The organism is Pelomonas sp. KK5 (assembly GCF_001984095.1).
In the GTDB taxonomy this organism is placed as follows: Bacteria; Pseudomonadota; Gammaproteobacteria; order Burkholderiales; family Burkholderiaceae_C; genus KK5.
This window is the reverse complement of record NZ_LYVQ01000019.1, coordinates 1-16,766: the sequence shown is the minus strand read 5'-3', so window position 1 is coordinate 16,766 and position 16,766 is coordinate 1. Positions and strand designations below refer to the sequence as shown.

Genomic DNA, 16,766 nt, shown 5'->3' with positions numbered 1-16,766 from the left:
GGATCAGGCCTCTTCGAACTCGAACAGCTGGCCCTGCAGGTCGGCCGGGTCCACGCGAATCAGCGACTTCCCGCCGACGGCCTGGCATTCCTCGATCCAGGTGAAATTCGTGCCGCGCGAGCGCAGGTCCTCGGCCTTGGCCTTCAGGTCGTTGACGGCGACGCGGATGTAGTACGGCCCCGGGCCCCAGCTGTTGACGTAGGTGCCGGCGTCGCCGTTCCAGCGGGTGGCCTCGATCACGTCCAGCGTCGCGCTGTTGGGCAGCGAGAATTCCATCGTCGCGCGCCGGTAGCCTTCCTGCTCCAGCACCTCCACCTGGCCGTGCGGCTCCCAGTCGAGGTTGGCGGAGCAGCGGCGCAGCGTCTCATCGAGGTTGCGCACCAGGAAGCCGCGGGAACTCACCCGCACCATGTCGCCCGGCTTCAGGTCGCGCGGCGTGGGCGCGGGCACGGCGAAGGTCTCGGGCGGCAACTGCAGCGGCTCGATCGGCATCACCTCGATGCACAGGCCGCCGTCCACCGAAGGCTCGTAGCGCGGATCCTCGGGCGTGACGCCCATCCACATGCGGTCGAAGGGCATGGCCGGCGTGCGCTGCGCCATGCGAAAGCGCAGGCGGCGGCGCATCAGCTTCTCCATCAGCGCGTCGAACTTGGCGCTGTGCGTGGCCAGCACGATCGAGTGGGTCAGCATCGGGCGATGCGGGCCCTGGAAGGCCTTCAGGCTCTCCAGGAACTCGTGGAACATCGGGTCGCCGAGGTTGGGCTTGTCCAGGTGCCCCTGCGGCTCGACCCGCGTCGGCGACACGGCCAGCGACTTGTGCGCGCGCAGGAAGTGGGCAATGTACGGATGGTCTGCGAAGGCCTGGCGCCAGCGCTCGTGCTTGTGGATGCCGAGCTTGGTGACCAGCAATTCGGCCATTGCGTCCGGATCGCTGACCATCATGTCAGCGCTCATCAGCAGTTCAAACATGCAATTGCTCCTTGATGTGCGGGGTGAGCGGCGCAGCCACCGGGGGCTGGCTCTTCGGATTGAGGAGGAAGTGGGAGAGCGCCGGGATCAGCACCAGGGCACCGACCATGTTCCACAGGAACATGAAGGTCAGCAGGATGCCCATGTCGGCCTGGAACTTGATCGGCGACCAGGCCCAGGTGATCACCCCAGCGGCCATCGTCAGGCCCACCAGCGCGACCACGCGGCCGGTGAAGTCCAGGGCACGCCGGTAGGACTGGGCCAGCGTCGCGCCGCGGCGCTGCATCGCCAACTGCACGCTGAGCAGGTAGAGCGCATAGTCCACGCCGACGCCCACGCCCACCGCGATCACCGGCAGCGTCGCTACCTTGAGGCCGATGCCCAGCGCCACCATCAGCGCCTTGCACAGCACGGTGGTGATGACCAGCGGGATCATCGCGACCAGCGTGGCGCGCAGGCTGCGGAAGGTCAGCAGGCACAGCAGGGCCGTGGCGCCGTAGACGGCCAGGTACATCTTCAGCACGCCGCGCTCCACCTCGATATTGGTGGCCGCCTCGATGCCGGCGGAGCCCGCGGCGAGCAGGAAGTGGGTCGGATGGGCGGTGCCGTCTACCGTGTTGAACTGGCCGGCAAAGTCCTCGCTGACCTTCAGCACGCGGCTGAGCGTGTCGGCCTTGTGGTCGCTCAGGTAGGCGATCAGCGGCGTGACCGAGCACTGCTGGTTGGTGATGTCCGGCGTGGCGATCATCGCGGCGGACACGGCGACGTTCGTCAGCGCCTGGTCGCGGCTGATGGTCAGCCATTTGCCGCTGCCCTCGGCCAGCGCGGCGGTGATGAAGCGGGTGGACTGGGCCAGCGAACCGGTGGCCTGCACGCCCTCGGTCTCGCGCAGCTTCAGCGCCAGCGCGTCCATCAACTGCAGAGACTCATAGAAGCGGCAGCCTTCCTGGTCGGTCTTCATGATGACGACGAACTGATCGCTCGAGAGGCCGTAGTGCTGGGTGACGTAGGCGTTGTCGCGGTTGTAGCGGGAGTCGGCGCGCAGCTCGGGCGCGCCGGGGTCCAGGTCGCCGATGCGCAGGTGGCGCATCGCCACGGCGCTCACCGCCGTCAGCGCCAGCGCCACGCCGATGGCGGCGATGGCGCCGCGGCGCTCGGTCAGGCGATCCAGCCCCTGCCAGATGCGGGCCAGGCGGGTGCGGCCCTGCTTGGTCTCGTCGTCCTCGGCCAGCGCGCGTTTCGCGGCAGCCGGGCTGACGCCGATATAGCTCAGCGTCACCGGGATCAGGACCAGCTTGGTGAACACGAGCACCGAAACGCCGATGCTGGTGGTGATGGCCAGGTCGCGGATCACCGGGATGTCGATGATGGCGAGCACGGCGAAGCCGACGATATTGGTCAGCAGCGCGGTCAGCCCGGCCATGAACAGGCGGCGGAACGTGTACCGCGCGGCCACGTACTTGTGCGTGCCGCGGCCCACGTCCTGCAGGATGCCGTTCATCTTCTGCGCGCCGTGCGAGAGGCCGATGGCGAAGATCAGGAAGGGCACGAGGATCGAATAGGGATCCAGCTCGTAGCCGAAGATCTGCATCAGGCCCAGCAGCCAGACGACGCCGGCCACGGCCACTGTCACCAGCAGTGTCGTGCTGCGCAGGCAGCGCGTGTAGGCGAACACGAACAGCGCGGCGATCACCACCGAGACGCCGAAGAAGACCATCACTTCATGCAGTCCCGCGATCAGGTCGCCGACGATCTTGCCGAAGCCGATGATGTGGATGCCGACCTTGTCGCTCTCGAACACGCGCACCTTGGCTTCCAGCGCGCGTGAGAACTCGCCGTAGTTCAGCGGCTGGCCGGTGCCCGGCGTGCGGTCCAGCAGCGGGACGACGATCATCGAGGACTTCAGGTCGTTGGCGACCAGGCTGCCGATGATGTTGGCGCGCGAGATATTGGTCTTCAGCTGCTCGATCGAGGTCGGCGTGCCGCTGTAGTCGGCCGGCATCACGGCGCCGCCGGCCACGCCCTCCTCCGTCACCTGGCGCCAGCGGACGATCGGCATCCACAGCGACTTCATCCAGGAGCGGTCGGTGCCCGGGATCAGGTAGAGCGTGTCGTTGACCTTGCGCAGCGCCTCGAGGTAGTCCTTGTCGTAGATGTCGCCGGTCTTGTTCTCGACGACGATGCGGATCGTGTTGCCCAGGCCCGGCAGGTCGGACTTGTAGGCCAGGTAGTTTTTGACGTACGGGCTCGAGGGGGGAATCATCCGCTCGAAGCTCGCGTTGACATTGAGCCGGCTCGCGAACCAGCCCAGCACCACGGTGGCGACGACGCACAGCGCGATCACCAGCGCGCGATGGTTGAAGATCACGCGCTCGGCCAGGTTGCCCGACTTGACGTCGAAGTCGCGCACGTCGGCGATCACCGGCATTGCCGGGTTGGCGGATTTCTCTTGATAGGCACTCATCAGCGGATCACCGGGTAGGCAGTTCGATCGTGCGCAGGCCGTTGATCTGGGCCAGCACCAGTTGCTGGCCGCCGGTATCGGTCGCGGCGAAGATTTCGCTCGTGGGCGTCACGTGCAGGGCCTTGGCCTTCAGGCTTCCCTGCGGCACGGCCAGCACCTGGCCGGCCTGCGAGACCAGCAGGAAATCGCCCTTGGCGCGGGGCACCAGCGCGACCAGGTTGTCGTCCACGCCGGTCTCGATCTTGTTCCAGTGGGCGCCGCCGTCCTCGCTGGCGTAGGCATTGCCGCGCAGGCCGTAGGCCACCAACCGGCCCGGCGCGACGTCGATGCCGAAGTAGCTGCCGGCGTACGGCGTCTCGACCTTGGCGAAGCGCTGCTGCGCGGCGTCCCAGCGCATCAGCAGGCCCTGCTCGCCGGCGATGTAGCGCTCCTCGCCCTGCCCGCCCACGGCGTACAGGTGAAAGCGCCGGTCGTTGTCGGTGCGCTCGATCAGCGGCTCCCAGCTTGAGCCGCCATCATGCGTGGCCAGCACCAGGCCGAAGGCGCCGACCATCAGGCCCTCGGCCGGCGTCTCCGGCGAGAACCAGAGGTCCAGCATCGGCGTGGGCAGCACGCCCGGCGTGGCCGACTGCTCGGCCGAGCGCTCGACCTCCTTCAGCACCGCCGCCGCGCCGGCATCGCCGGCCTTGGCGCGCGGCTCGTAGCTGCTTTTCAGCAGCGCGAACAGCTTGCGCCCGTCGAGGATGCGCGTCCAATGCTGGCCGCTGTCGGTGCTGCGCAGCGCCACGCCGTCGTGGCCAATGGCCCAGGCGGTCTTCGGCGCGGTGAAGCGCACGGTGACCAGATCGGTGGAGACCGGGCTCTCCACCTGCGCCCAGGTCTGGGCGCCGTCGGCCGATGCCAGAATCAGGCCACGCGGGCCGACGGCCAGCATCTGCATGCCCTGGCGCGCGATGCCGGTGGTCGCCCAGCCCTTGGTGAATGGCGACGGCCGCGCCGCCACGTCCAGCGGGTCAGGCCGCGTCTGCGAGGCAGTGCCCGCCACATCCGCCACCACCATCAGCGTCATGCCCACGCTGATCAGGCCGGCCACCAGAGGCCGCAGGATTGAACTCGAAATCTCCACGGAGCCTCCGGTGGGTCGGCAGGACAGGATCAGCGGGCGGTCTCGCGCGTGACGATCGCTTCGGCGTTCAGTTCGCGCTCGGAGCGCGGCTTGGCCTCGATCTTGTGCCCGCCGACCATGACGTCGTTGAAGTAGCCGTACTGGCCCTTGTTGAAGTCATAGATCGTCGTGCGCACGGCCCAGGGCAGCTTCTTGTCGTAGAGCTGGACCATGCCGTTGAAGATCGAGCGATACAGCGCGCCGTTCTGGTCGAAGGCGTCGTACAGCGCCGCGGCCGAGAGGTCCTCGTCGAGGTAGTAGACGCGCTTCGAATAGGCGTGGCGCATGCCCTGCTTCAGCGTCGCCTCGACCACGTACACCCGGTGCAGCTCCCAGCGGTCGCAGACGGGGTTGGTGTGCTTGGCCTGCAGGCCCATCTCCAGCGTCGGGCAGTCGAACGAGCCCTTGTACTGGTTGTAGGGCAGGTACATCTCCTTCTTGCCCGTCAGCTTGTAGTCGAAGCGGTCAAGCTTGCCTGAGACGACGAAGAGTTCGTCGAACAGCGTCAGGCCGCCCTGGCTGGCCACCGGCGTGTCGTACGAGAACTCGGGCGACATCTTGATGCGGCGCTGGCCGGGCGTGTAGCCCCAGGCCTTGCGCGGCTGCTGGATCGGGTCGATGAAGTCGGTGATGCCGGTCACGCCACCGGCCAGGCGGGCGGGAGACTTGGTGACCGAGTAGACGCGCCAGGCCATCGTCGGGTCGCGGTCCGGCAGGTCGGGCTGGTACCAGGTCGCGTCGGTATAGGTACTCTGCTCGGCCGTCATCGTCGGCTTGCCGGCGGTGTCGATCACCCAGGAGCGGGAGGCCGACGTTGTGACGGCGGTGTCGCTCTGGTAGTGCAGGATCTGGTTCCAGAGCGCCTCCAGGCCGGTCTTCGGGATCGGGAACGGCAGGCCGCCGCGGCAGGCGCTGTCCACGCCGATGCCTTCGTGCGTGGTCTTGCAGCCGGTGGCGTTGCGCACGGTGGCCTTGAGCACCTTCTCCGGGTAGGCCGCGGTGCGGTGGCTGGGGAAGATCTCGAGGTAGTAGTTCGGATCCTCCTTCAGCACGCGCTTCTGGCCTTCGCTGAGCTTGTCCGCGTACTTCTCCATGTTCTTGGAGTCGATGCGGAACAGCGGCTTCTCGTCCTTGAACGGGTCGACCCAGAAGCCGCTGTCGGGCTTGAAGCCGGCCGGCGCCGTGGTCAGGCCGCCGGTGTAGGCGGGAATCGTGCCGTCGGCGTTGCCGGCCTTGAGGGCGCCGAACTCGGTCAGCGTCGTGCCGAGCTGCTTGGCTTCATCGGCCGAGACGGCGGCAAGAGCGGGGATGAAAGCAGGGGCACCAAGCAAGGCAATGGCGGCCGCGCAGAGGGTGAGGTTCAGTTGTTTCATGGTCTTGTCTCCTAGGACTGCGGATCAGAACGAGGTCTTATAGGTAAAGACCAGCCAGCCGCGGTCGGTGCCTCCGAGCACGCCGCCTGAACCGCTGCCGCCAATCACCGTTGTACCAGCCGCGTTGTACTTGGTCTTGGCCCGGGTGTCCGCGTACTTCAGCGAGAACTCGTGGCGCGACGAATAGGTCATCTTGGCCGTCAGCGAGTAGCTGAGCGCACCCTCGAACCCGGCGCTGGCGCTGGGCGCGGTGCCCTTGATGCCGTACTGCACGAACATCGGCACTTCCAGGTCCCACGAGGGCAGCACGCCAATGTAGGTCGGGCTGAAGCTGACAGCCGCCTGCAGGAAGTTCTTCGTCGAGCAGCCGTCCGACACATCGCCAGCCACCGTGGCGGCCGCGCCGGACTTGGAGCAGGACAGCGCGCCGGCGGCATTCATCGCCGTCAGGTTGCCTTCGCCGCGATACAGCGCCAGGTTCTGGGTCACCTTGTCCAGGCGGCTGTAGGCCAGTTCCACCAGCACACTGCCGGTATCGAACAGCGCGGTCTTGGGCAGCAGGTAGGTGCCGTTCACGATCGCGTGCCAGGTGTTGCCGCGGGCGCCGGTGTTGTCGGTCGGGCCGTAGCTGCCGGTCGAGTTCAGTGCGCCGTGCTGCCGGTAGGACAGTTCGCTGCCGAAGCTGACAGGGCCGATGCCCTTGGCGAAGCTCAGGCTGGTCTGCTTGACGTTCTGCGGATAGACGAAGCGGAAGGTCGTGGGGAGCGGGCCATTGAAAGTCAGGAACTGGATGCCGTTCTCGGGCGCGTAGTCATCGAAGACGCGGTAGTAGGCGCCGATGGTGGCATCGATCGCGGCCACGTTCAGCCGGGCGCTGATGCCCCAGTTGCCGCGCTGATGCGGCGTCAGCGGGTCCACGTTGTTGGCGTTGATGCCCGGGGCGATGGCCAGGCGGTCCACGTTGGGCGAGGTGTCGGCGCCCACCAGGAAGGTGCCGCCGTTGGGCGCCCGCAGGGGGCGCCACTCAAGGAAGTACTGGCCTGCGACAGTCAGATCGCTCGTGACCTGGGCCTTGAAGGACAGCTGGTTGATCGGCATCAGCAGTTCCTTGGTCTCGATGCCGGGGCTGGCCACCGCCTTGACCGCGTCGGTCGGCGCCTGCGAGTACGAGATCGCATGGGCGCCGATCACCGAGCCCTCGCCCCAGATGATCGCGTGGCGGCCCAGCTTCACGTTGACCGGAACGCTGCCGATGTTGAAATTCGTCCACGCAAAGGCGTCCAGGAACTCTGCGGACGGGCCGTTGACGTAGCGCTCGACCTTGCTGTTGTAGCGGTCGTTGAAGTAGCTGGTCGAGAAGCCGCCGGGCGCCGGCGAGGTGAGGCCGTGCTTGTCGTAGGCCTGGTCGTACCAGGCAGCTGCCGCCAGTCGCGCGCCGAACTGCCCGGCGTAGTTGACGTCGAACTCGCTCAGCAGGTCGAAGCGGTTCGTGACGATCTTGCCCTTGCCGAATTTGGCATCACCCTCGTCATAGGAGCGGTTGGACATGATGCGCGGGTCCTGAGCATCGGTCCGCACGCCCAGGTTGTAGCGGAACGTGTTGTCCCAGCGCATTTTCAGGTCGGGATTGCCGGTGTCGATCTCCACTGCTGTGGCGGCGCCGCCCCAGAGGGCCAGCGCGCTGGCAATCGCATGAAGTCTCAGGGCCGCAGCCCGCCGCCGATGCTCGTTCATATCGCTGTCTCCGTTTGATGATCAGTGTCATTCGCGTGGCTGCTTTGGAGCAGCTTCTACGCAGCAGATCTTGTTCGCGATCCCAGTCCCACCCTGACGCGAAATTCTGCATTGCGATAGGAATTCTATAACCAGAATATGAACAGAATACGAGAGTTTGTACTTATAACGGATGCGGGCCGGATTGAGATGCTGGCGCCGTCCAGGTTGGAAGGTTCGCTGTTGCAGCGCAGTCATGCTCTTGGACACATCGGCCCGAGTTGTCCTGATTGACGAGCGGACGGAAGCTTCGGGGCCCAAATGCAGCGAGCCCGGCGAGCGGCAGCTCCCGGGCTCGACAAGGGACAGGCAGACTTACGCCAGCACCGTGCGGAGCACGTCCCGCAGCGTGCGCGGCGGCCGGCCGGCCAGCCGCTCGACGCTGCCGCTCACGACGTCGAAGTCGCCATCGATGAACTTGGTCCGCAGGCCGACGACGGTCTCGACCAGCGCGGGCGGCAGGCCTGACTTGGCGAGCCCACCACGCAACTGCGCCTCCGAGATGACCACGTAGCCGAAGGGCTTGCCGGTCAGCTCGGCCACCAGCGCGGCGCGCTCGGCACCGGAGATCGCAGCCGGGCCGGTCGCCTCGTAGACGGCGCCAGCATGCCCTTCCCCGAGCAGGAGGCCCGCCGCCGCCGCACCCACATCGTCGCGCGACACGAAGGCCACGCGGTTCTCGCCCAGGCCGGTCAGCATGCCCGTGGCGAGCGAACGCGCCACCTCCTGGCCGAAAGCTTCCGCATAGAAGTTCATCCGCAGGACGGTCCACCGCGGTGCGGTCCTCATCAGATGCTGTTCGCCGGTCCAGTAGGCGGCGCCGACGGCCGGCTCCGCCGCCTGGCGCGTGCCTGCGGAAGACACCAGCACGATGTGCCCGACACCCGCCCGCACGCCCGCATCGATGGCGGCGACGAGCTGGCGCGCCCGAGCCCCGGGGGCCAGGTCGGCGCTGGGGATGATCAGCAGCCGGTCCAGCCCTGCATAGGCCTGCGCCAGCGAGTCCGGCTGGTCATAGTCGCCACGCCGGCCCTGGACCGGGGCCGGCACCGTGGCAGGCGTGCGCGAGATGCCCACGATCTCGTGCCCGCCGCCGCGACCGAGCAGCTCCTGCAGCACTGCTTTCCCGAGTTGTCCGCTTGCACCGCTGACACCGATTTTCATGATGGATTCACTCCTTCCGAGAAGACAAAAATTGAACAGTCGGGGACCTGGCCTCAAGACGATCGGCCGGCCTCGCCGCCTTCGCCGTACTCGTCGCGGTAGGCCGGCAGCACCGGGCCCTTCTTCTTAGCGGCCAGGTCGGCCATGTCCAGGTACTCGCGCCACTCGCTGATCAGGCCCTGCTCGTCGAGCACGTAGACCGCGACCATCGTGTGCCAGGCATCGCGGCCGTACAGCACGGCGTCATCGACCCGCTCGGTCATCACCAGGCGCTCGCTGGACAGGATGTTCTTGATGTTGCAGCGGTTCTGCCGCAGGAAGCCCATCTGCCGCTCCAGCTCCTGCCGGATCGCGGCGCGGCCCTTGATCTTCGGGCCGCCCGGCACCCACAACTGCCATTCCGCGTCCTCCGCCATCATCGAGAGGATCCTGTCGACGTCGGGCCGCGTCTCGTAGCTGCCGTCGCCGAAGCTGGCGCAGAACTCGCGGATGAAGTCTTCCTGGCGCTGTCCCATCGCTTCTCCTCAGGCCTGTGCCGTCGTCACGGGCGCCACCCTCACGGGGATGCCATTGAGCATCGCGTTCCCCGAGGCTGCATCCACCAGAGGCCCCGGGCTCAGCAGGTTGTAGTTGACGCCGGGGTGGCCGGCCGCCGTCGCCATGCGGCTGCCGGGCTGGCCATGGCCCCAGCCGTGCGGCAGCGACACCACGCCGCGGCGGATGTCGTCCATCGGCTCGGCCGCCACGTGGACGGTACCGCTGTCGCTGGTGACTTCGACCGTGTCGCCCTCCCCGATACCCAGCCGCGCGGCATCCTCGGTGTGGATCTGCAGGGTGCAGCGGTCCCTGCCTTTCACCAGTGCCTGCATGTTGTGCATCCACGAATTGAGCGAGCGCAGATTGCGCCGGCTGACGAGCACGAATTCGGGCAGCGCGCGCGCCATCGCCGCCTCCAGCCGCGGCAGGTCGCCCGCCATGTAGGGCGGCGCCAGTTCGAGCCGCTTCGACGGGGTCTTGTAGGCTGCCGCGCCCTGCGGTTCGGCGTGGCCGAAGAGCAGGCCGTCGGGCGCGTCCCTGAAGCTCTGCAGACTCAGTCCGCCGGGGTTCTCGCCGAAGCGATCGCCCAGGGGCCCGGTGCGGATGCACAGGTCAAGGATGCGCTCCCCGCCGCGCTCAGGCAGTTGCGCCATCACCGGCGCCGGATCCAGGCCCAGCTGCTGGCACATGCGGGCGAAGAAGGCATCGTCCAGCGCGTCGAGATCCGCTTCGGGCTGCCCGCCGAAGATCGAGCCCAGCCGCGCGAGCACGCGCCATTCGGCCGGCCGCTCCTTCGGCGGGAAGATCGCCGCCGAGTAGTGGCCGCCAACGGTCAGGCTGAACGGCCAGGACCACACGTCGTAGTGCGGCTGCTCCAGCGGCGACAGCGGGGGCAGGATCACGTGCGCATGGCGCGTGGTCTCGTTGATGTAGAGGTCGATGCTGACCATGCATTCGAGCATCGGCAGCGCCGCGTCGAGCCGGGCCGAGCCCGGCGCCGACAGCACCGGGTTGCAGCCGGAGGTCAGCAGGCCGCGCACCGCGCCCGACCCCGGCGTGTCGATCTCCTCCGCCAGGCAGGACGCCGGGTAGTTGCCCAGGATCCCCGGCACGCCGCGCACACGGTTCTTCGGTCCCAGCAGCGGCGCATCGGTGCGGTAGGGCGGGGTGAGCTTCAGGTGTGGCGCGACCGGGTCGCTCCACATCGTGCCGCCCTCGCGGTCCAGGTTGCCCGTCAGCACGGCCACCACGTCGACCAGCCAGGAGGCCAGCGTGCCGAATTCCTGCGTGCAGGTCCCGATGCGGCCGTAGATGGCCGCTCGCGGTGCCGCGGCGATCTCGCGTGCCAGCGTCCGGATCACCTCGGGCGCCACGCCGCAGAAGGTGCTGACGCGCTCCGGCGTGTAGCCGGCGCTGAGCCTGCGCATCTCGTCGACGCCGTTCACCAGGCCGTCCAGATGGCGCAGCCGCACCAGGCCGTCCGCGAACAGCACCTGCACGATCGCCATCAGCAGCGCCGCGTCGGCGCCCGGGCGGATGCCTATCCACTGGTCGGCGGCCTGGGCCGTGCCGGTGCGCACCGGGTCCACCACGACCAGCCGCCCGCCCCGGGCACGCATCGCCTTGATCGCACCCATCACGTCGCGGTGCGAGAACATGCTTCCCTTGGACGCCGACGGATTGCCACCGAAGATCACGAACAGGTCGGTGCGGTCCACATCGGGGATCGGCATCTTCCACATGTCGCCGTACATCAGGAAGGTGCTGACGTTCTTGGGCAACTGGTCGACGCTGGAGGAAGAGAAGCGCTGCGCGAAGCGGGCCTGCTGCGCCAGCAGCATCAGGTAGCGGGCGGTATCGAAGCCGCTCTTGTTCATGTTGCCGCTGTAGAAGGCGAAGGCCTCAGGCCCATGGCGCTCGCGCACGCCGGCCACCAGTTGCTCGATGTGCGCGAAGGCTTCGTCCCAGCCCGCGTCGCGCCACTCGCTGCCGCTGCGGATCATCGGCCGGCGCAGGCGGTCCGGGTCGTGGTGGACGGCGCCGAGGGTCGTGCCTTTCGGACAGATATGGCCGCGGCTGAAGACGTTGTCCGCGTCGGGCCGGATGCCGATCACCTGTTCGCCGCGCACCTCCACCTTGATGCCGCACATCCCCTCGCACAGCGTGCAGGAATGGCGATGGATGGTGGTGTCTGAAGTCATGCGGCCAGTCTAGGAAGCCCGAGTCCGCGCACGGAGCCGCGGGAGCATCGCCGAAGCGCACTTCGATACATGCCAGCGGCATTTCGGGAACATTCAAAGCGGGTTCGGCGATAGCGGCGGCACCACGCGGCCCGCGTCGGCCCGGCCATCATGGGCGGAACACATCTCCCGGAGACACCCGATGAAGACACGCAGCCCTGAAGAGATCCGCAAGTTCCTGCACGACTCGGTCGAGTCCTGGAACGCGGGCAGGAAAGAAGAGATGTTCGCCGTCTACCGCGCGATGGTGCCCGGCCGGATGACCATCGAGTACATCGGCATTCCGCCGCTCGAAGGATGGGCCGCGCTGGAGGACATGTGGCAGCGCTTCGCCGGCAAGGTGCGTATCGAGCCCAAGGAAGTGATGGTCACCGGCAACGAGGCCGCCTGCTACCACCTGAACACGACGCTGGGCGCTGGAACGCCGCCGCGGCCGAGCATCGAGCTATACCGCTTCGATGGTGACGACGTGGCGATCCGCTATTTCCACCAGGCGCAGATCTGAGCCCTCGACCTCAACCCGCCTTGAGCAGGTTGCGCACGATCTGCAGGTGCGGGATGCCGCAGCTCATGCCGCCGTCGCAGGGCATCAGCACGCCGTTGATGTAGTGCGCTTCGTCGGAGCAGAGGAAGGCGGCCAGCGCGGCCACGTCCTCGGGCTCTCCCAGGCGGGTCGAGCTGTTGATGTCAAGGAAGGCCGTGTTCATCGCCTCGTTGGCCCAGCCCTTCATCGCCGGGGTCTGGATCACGCCGGGCAGGATGCAGTTGCTGCGGATGCCCTGCTTGCCGAAGGTGGCCGCCATCGTCTGGGCGTACCAGTTCACCATCGACTTGGACGCACCGTAGGAAAACTGCGAAGCGTCGCCGCCCAGCGAACTGGTGGACGAGGTCCAGAGGATGTTGCCGCCGCCCTGCTTCAGCATGTGCGGAATCGCGTACTTGCAGGCCAGCACGCCGCCCAGCACGTTCACGTTGACGATGGCCCAGAAGCGCTCAGGGTCGAAGCTCAGGAAGTCCTTGTCGGGCTTGCCCTTGTTGGCGCCGGTGTTGACGGCGTTGTTGAACAGCACGTCGATGCGGCCATGGGCTTCCATCGCGCGCTCGATCATCGCGCGGATGTCGGCCTCGACGCCGGCGTCCACCTTCAGCGAGATCGCCTTGCCGCCCGCGTCGACGATGGCCTGCGCCGTCTGCGCGGCGGTGTCGGCATTGAGGTCGGTGGCGAGGACCGACGCGCCCTCCTGCGCGAAGCGCATCGCGCTCGCCCGGCCGATGCCGCTGCCGGCCCCGGTGATCACCACGGATCTGCCCTTGTATCGCTGTTCCATCGCTGCCCCTGTCGGTTTCGGCTGAGTATGAACAGCCGCGCAGGCGATGGCGTCGGCGGCGCGTTCGGCGATATCGACATACGCCTCGGCCATATCCGGCCGATGGCGGGCAGCCCGGTCAGAACTCGATGTTGTCGATCAAGCGCGTCGCGCCCAGGCGAGCGGCACCGAGCGCCACGAGAGGCACTTCGGCTTCACCGGCGGACGGCAGGCCCAGGTCCGCACGACGGCGCACGGTCAGGTAGTCTGGGTGCCAGCCGCGCGCCGCCAGGCCTGCGAGGGCATCGGCTTCGAGGGCCGCGAGGTCCGTGGCACCGCCCTTCACCGCCTCGATCAACCGGCGCAGGGCCAGCGAGAGCTGCACGGCCTCCGCCCGTTCCTCCCCCCTCAGGTAGCCGTTGCGCGAGGACAGGGCCAGGCCGTCCTCCGCGCGCTCGGTCTCCACGCCCACCACGTCGATCGGCATGTTGAACTGCCGCACCATGTTGCGGACGACCATCAGCTGCTGGTAGTCCTTCTTGCCGAACACCGCCACCTGCGGCTGCACGCACTGGAACAGCTTCATTACGATCGTGCCGACTCCCGTGAAGAAGCCGGGACGGAACTGCCCTTCCAGCACGTCGCCCAAGCCGGCAGGCGCCTGCACCAGGTAGCCCTGCGGCTCGGGGTAGAGCTCCTGCTCGCTGGGCGCGAAGACGATGTTGCAGCCGGCCGCCATCAGCTGCTTGCAGTCGCGCTCCAGCGTGCGCGGATAGCTGTCGAAATCCTCGTGCGGGGCAAACTGCAGGCGGTTCACGAAGATGCTGGCAATCACGCAGTCGCCATGAGCCCTGGCCTCCCTGACCAGGTTCAGGTGCCCTTCGTGCAGATTGCCCATGGTGGGCACGAACACCCGGCGCGGGTTGCCGGAAATCGCCTGGCGCAGATCGGCCAGGGTACGAACAAGCATCAACTCAGCCATTCAGATCCATCTCGGTTGTCGCGCGCCACGGCCATGTGCGGTCCGTGTGACTAACTGCTTACTTGAGCGGTCCATGCAAGGCCCTGCGCGTGAGTTCGTAGGGCTTGAGGCCCGAGGCGATCAGCCAGAGGCCCAGCAGCGTGGAAGGCAGGGCCGTCAGGGCCAGCGAGTACGGCAGGTCGGCGTCGGCGTGGAAGACGTAGTCCGTCACCAGCGCCACCGAGGTCGGCCCGAGGCCGATGCCCAGCAGGCCCGCCAGCAGCAAGTAGACGGCGATGGCGCGGCCGCGCATGCGATTGGGCACGACCGCCTGGATCGATGCCGGCGCCGCCGATTGCGCCACGCCCAGGCCCAGCACGTTGAGGAACAGCAGCGCATAGGCCAGGCCGGCATTCGGCATCAGCGGCCACAGCACCGAAGGCACCGCGAACAGCGCCACGCCGGTCAACGCAACCCGAAAGCGCGCCGCCGGTTTGCCCTGGGCCACCCAGCGATCGCTGAGGAAGCCGCTGCTCATGGTGCCGATCGCGCCCGCCGCCGCGACGATCAGCCCCAGCACCACGCCCGAGCGCGACGGCGGCAGGCCATAGGCCCGGTCGAACAGGGCCGGCGCCCACGCCAGCGCGCCGTAGCCGATGACGGAGAGCAACGCCGGGTAGCTCAGCACGCGGGCAAAGGTGGCGGCGTTGTCGCGCAGGTAGCGCAGGAACTCGGCGAGCCCCGGTTGATCGTCGGCCGAGAGGCTGCGCACCTCCTCCTGCCGCGCGGGCTCGCGCACCGTGGCGAGCAGCACCAAGGCCAGCGGCACGGCCGGCAGTGCCGCCGCCAGGAAGGCCAGCCGCCAGGCCGGCAGGCTGCCCAGACCCGCGACGACGAGGCCCTCCTTCGGAATCGCGGCCAGCAGCCAGCCGCCCAGCAGCAGCGACGCGCCCGACCCGACGGCAATCGACACGTAGTACGCCGCCAGCGCGCGCCCGCGGCGGCGGGGCTCGATCAGGTCGGCGATCAGCGAGTACGCGGCGGGAGCGAGCACCGCCTCGCCCACGCCGACGCCGATGCGGGCCAGCAGCAGCTGTGTATAGCTCTGTCCGAAGGCGAACAGGGCCGTCGCGGCACTCCAGGCCAGCAGGCCGACGAAGATCAGGTTGCGCCGATTACCCCGGTCCACGAAGCGCCCCAGCGGCAGGCCCGCCAGCGTGTAGAACACGGCGAAGGCGTAGCCCTGCAACAGGCTGAAGGCCGTGTCGCTGATGCCGAACTCCTTGCGCAGCGGCTTCACCAGCAGCGCGGGCAGTTGGCGGTCCAGCTGCGACAGCAGCGTGACCACGAAGAGCACGGCGATCACATACCAGGCATAGCGCGCCGGTGGATAGCCGGGGCGGGATGGCGGCGAGGAGGTCCCCGGGGTGATGAATGGAAGGGCAGCCATAGTCAGAGGAACTTGTAGTCGAGCGTCACGCCGAGGGTGCGCGGATCTCCCGGCGTCACCGTGTTGTAGCCTTGCAGATAGAACGAATTGGAACGGGCCTTGTAGTACTGGTTCGCCAGGTTGCGGCCCCACAGCGACACGCGCAGACGCGTGCCGGTGATGTCCAGGCTGGCCAGCGCGTTGAGCAGGCCGTAGCCAGCCTGTTCGTTGGACGCGATCTGGCCTGCCGTCAGCGGGCTGAACGGCGTCGTGTTGGTATTCACCGGGACGAAGAAGGACACCTTGGACCGCCAGTTGTAATCGGCGTGCAGGTTCAGGCGGCCGAGGGCCATCGCGACCGGCACGTCCAGGCCCAGGTTGTAGGTCACCTTGGCGGCGGTGACGAAGGGCTGGCCTTCGTAGGGACCGGAGGTGAACTTCGGGTCCATCAGGCCGAGGCCGGCGCTGAGCTCGAAGCCGTTCAGGCGCAGTTGCGAATCCAGCTCCAGCCCCTTGACCGTCGCCTTGCCGGCATTGATCACGCTGCTGATCGTGACCGTGCTGCCGGGTGGAATGTTGGGGGCCAGCTGCTGGATGTCGGTGTATTTGGACAGGTAGGCCGCCACGTTGAGCCGCAGCCGGTTGTCCAGGCCCACCCACTTCGCCCCGGCCTCGTAGGCGATCACCTGCTCCTTGTCGAAGGGCAGGTAGCCACCCGCCGTCGCCGCGCCGCCGGGCTGGAAACCGCCTGAGCGGTAGCCGTTGGAGACCTTGCCGTAGATGAGGTTCCTGCCGTCCGGCTTGTAGTCCAGGCCCAGGGTCCAGGGGACGTAGTGGAACTTGAGGTCCGGCGGCGCGTAGTGGCAGCCGCCCTGGTCGAGGCCCGGCGCGGCCAGCGCGCAGCCGCCATTGCCGGCCAGCGGAGCGCCGGTTTCCACCGTGTAGCGTGGCAGGTAGTAGTTGATGCCGCGTTGGTCGTGCACCGCACGCGCGCCGGCGGTGGCCCTGAGGTTCTTCGTGAAGGACCAGGTCAACTGGCCGAAGAAGCTGGTGGAGGTCTGGTCCACATCGAACTGGTTCAGCCGCCCGAGCGTGTTGCTGCCGCTGGGCGAGGTGACGAGGCTGCTGTCGGTCAGGCTCTCCTTGAAGTAGTAGAGGCCGGTGATCCAGTCGAGCCGGCCGTCGACGGCGTCGCCGTAGGCCTGCAGCTCCTGCGAGACCTGATCGCCCGTGACGCCATAACGCTGGATCTGGTTGACGAAGACCGGCGTGGCATCGAGGTCGTAGCCGCTGATGACATCGATCTTGCGGTAGGCCGAGATCGACTTCAGCGTCAACGCATCGGCGGTGTAGCTGGCCGTGAGCACCTGGTTGTGCACATCGG

General features: G+C 67.6%; 13 protein-coding genes. 1 reads left to right on the top strand and 12 read right to left on the bottom strand.

The window, feature by feature from the left end:
- Window positions 1-3: 3 nt before the first annotated feature.
- The 8 genes from B0W88_RS32865 to B0W88_RS04335 form a co-directional block, all read right to left on the bottom strand.
- Complete coding sequence (locus B0W88_RS32865; protein WP_077033435.1) at window positions 4-969, bottom strand: lactoylglutathione lyase; 966 nt, start codon at window positions 967-969, stop codon at window positions 4-6.
- Window positions 962-3,433: an RND family transporter gene (locus tag B0W88_RS04365; protein WP_077033434.1), complete on the bottom strand. Its 2,472-nt coding sequence runs from the start codon at window positions 3,431-3,433 to the stop codon at window positions 962-964. The genes B0W88_RS32865 and B0W88_RS04365 overlap by 8 nt, the downstream gene beginning before the upstream one ends.
- Window positions 3,434-3,440: 7 nt before the next feature.
- Window positions 3,441-4,526, bottom strand: coding sequence for a YCF48-related protein (locus B0W88_RS04360; RefSeq protein ID WP_083748575.1), 1,086 nt, complete (start codon window positions 4,524-4,526; stop codon window positions 3,441-3,443).
- A gap of 62 nt (window positions 4,527-4,588) precedes the next feature.
- The gene (locus B0W88_RS04355) at window positions 4,589-5,971 is read right to left on the bottom strand and encodes a DUF1329 domain-containing protein (protein ID WP_198937767.1); all 1,383 of its coding nucleotides are present in this window, start codon (window positions 5,969-5,971) and stop codon (window positions 4,589-4,591) included.
- A 24-nt stretch (window positions 5,972-5,995) separates the two neighbouring features.
- Window positions 5,996-7,705, bottom strand: coding sequence for a DUF1302 domain-containing protein (locus tag B0W88_RS04350; protein ID WP_077033432.1), 1,710 nt, complete (start codon window positions 7,703-7,705; stop codon window positions 5,996-5,998).
- A 354-nt stretch (window positions 7,706-8,059) separates the two neighbouring features.
- Entirely contained in the window at window positions 8,060-8,908 is an 849-nt protein-coding gene (locus B0W88_RS04345; protein WP_077033431.1) for an NAD(P)H-binding protein, read from the bottom strand.
- A 53-nt stretch (window positions 8,909-8,961) separates the two neighbouring features.
- Window positions 8,962-9,423 carry a nuclear transport factor 2 family protein gene (locus tag B0W88_RS04340; RefSeq protein WP_077033430.1) on the bottom strand — a complete coding sequence of 154 codons (462 nt, stop codon included), beginning with the start codon at window positions 9,421-9,423 and terminating at the stop codon, window positions 8,962-8,964.
- 9 nt (window positions 9,424-9,432) lie between these two features.
- Complete coding sequence (locus B0W88_RS04335; RefSeq protein ID WP_077033429.1) at window positions 9,433-11,646, bottom strand: molybdopterin-dependent oxidoreductase; 2,214 nt, start codon at window positions 11,644-11,646, stop codon at window positions 9,433-9,435.
- 181 nt (window positions 11,647-11,827) lie between these two features.
- Between B0W88_RS04335 and B0W88_RS04330 the strand changes: the two genes are divergently transcribed.
- Window positions 11,828-12,190, top strand: a complete 363-nt coding sequence (locus B0W88_RS04330; protein ID WP_077033428.1) for a hypothetical protein — start codon at window positions 11,828-11,830, stop codon at window positions 12,188-12,190.
- A 10-nt stretch (window positions 12,191-12,200) separates the two neighbouring features.
- On the opposite strand, the gene B0W88_RS04325 is transcribed toward B0W88_RS04330, so the two are convergent.
- The 4 genes from B0W88_RS04325 to B0W88_RS04310 all read right to left on the bottom strand — a co-directional run.
- The gene (locus B0W88_RS04325; protein ID WP_077033427.1) at window positions 12,201-13,013 is read right to left on the bottom strand and encodes an SDR family NAD(P)-dependent oxidoreductase; all 813 of its coding nucleotides are present in this window, start codon (window positions 13,011-13,013) and stop codon (window positions 12,201-12,203) included.
- 118 nt (window positions 13,014-13,131) lie between these two features.
- Window positions 13,132-13,965, bottom strand: coding sequence for a pantoate--beta-alanine ligase (gene panC / locus B0W88_RS04320; protein ID WP_077033426.1), 834 nt, complete (start codon window positions 13,963-13,965; stop codon window positions 13,132-13,134).
- Between the two features lie 67 nt (window positions 13,966-14,032).
- Window positions 14,033-15,403, bottom strand: a complete 1,371-nt coding sequence (locus B0W88_RS04315) for an MFS transporter (RefSeq protein ID WP_077033425.1) — start codon at window positions 15,401-15,403, stop codon at window positions 14,033-14,035.
- Window positions 15,404-15,405: 2 nt separating this feature from the next.
- The coding region (locus B0W88_RS04310) for a TonB-dependent receptor (RefSeq protein ID WP_144006609.1) at window positions 15,406-16,766 on the bottom strand (1,361 nt) is incomplete at its 5' end.

Excerpts from the sequence above, each read along its gene's own strand:
- B0W88_RS04325 (WP_077033427.1), bottom strand. The coding sequence starts at position 13,013 with ATGGAACAGCGATACAAGGGCAGATCCGTGGTGATCACCGGGGCCGGC.
- B0W88_RS04315 (WP_077033425.1), bottom strand. The coding sequence starts at position 15,403 with ATGGCTGCCCTTCCATTCATCACCCCGGGGACCTCCTCGCCGCCATCC.
- B0W88_RS04350 (WP_077033432.1), bottom strand. The coding sequence starts at position 7,705 with ATGAACGAGCATCGGCGGCGGGCTGCGGCCCTGAGACTTCATGCGATT.
- B0W88_RS04330 (WP_077033428.1), top strand. The coding sequence starts at position 11,828 with ATGAAGACACGCAGCCCTGAAGAGATCCGCAAGTTCCTGCACGACTCG.
- B0W88_RS04340 (WP_077033430.1), bottom strand. The coding sequence starts at position 9,423 with ATGGGACAGCGCCAGGAAGACTTCATCCGCGAGTTCTGCGCCAGCTTC.
- B0W88_RS04335 (WP_077033429.1), bottom strand. The coding sequence starts at position 11,646 with ATGACTTCAGACACCACCATCCATCGCCATTCCTGCACGCTGTGCGAG.
- B0W88_RS32865 (WP_077033435.1), bottom strand. The coding sequence starts at position 969 with ATGTTTGAACTGCTGATGAGCGCTGACATGATGGTCAGCGATCCGGAC.
- B0W88_RS04355 (WP_198937767.1), bottom strand. The coding sequence starts at position 5,971 with ATGAAACAACTGAACCTCACCCTCTGCGCGGCCGCCATTGCCTTGCTT.
- B0W88_RS04345 (WP_077033431.1), bottom strand. The coding sequence starts at position 8,908 with ATGAAAATCGGTGTCAGCGGTGCAAGCGGACAACTCGGGAAAGCAGTG.
- B0W88_RS04365 (WP_077033434.1), bottom strand. The coding sequence starts at position 3,433 with ATGAGTGCCTATCAAGAGAAATCCGCCAACCCGGCAATGCCGGTGATC.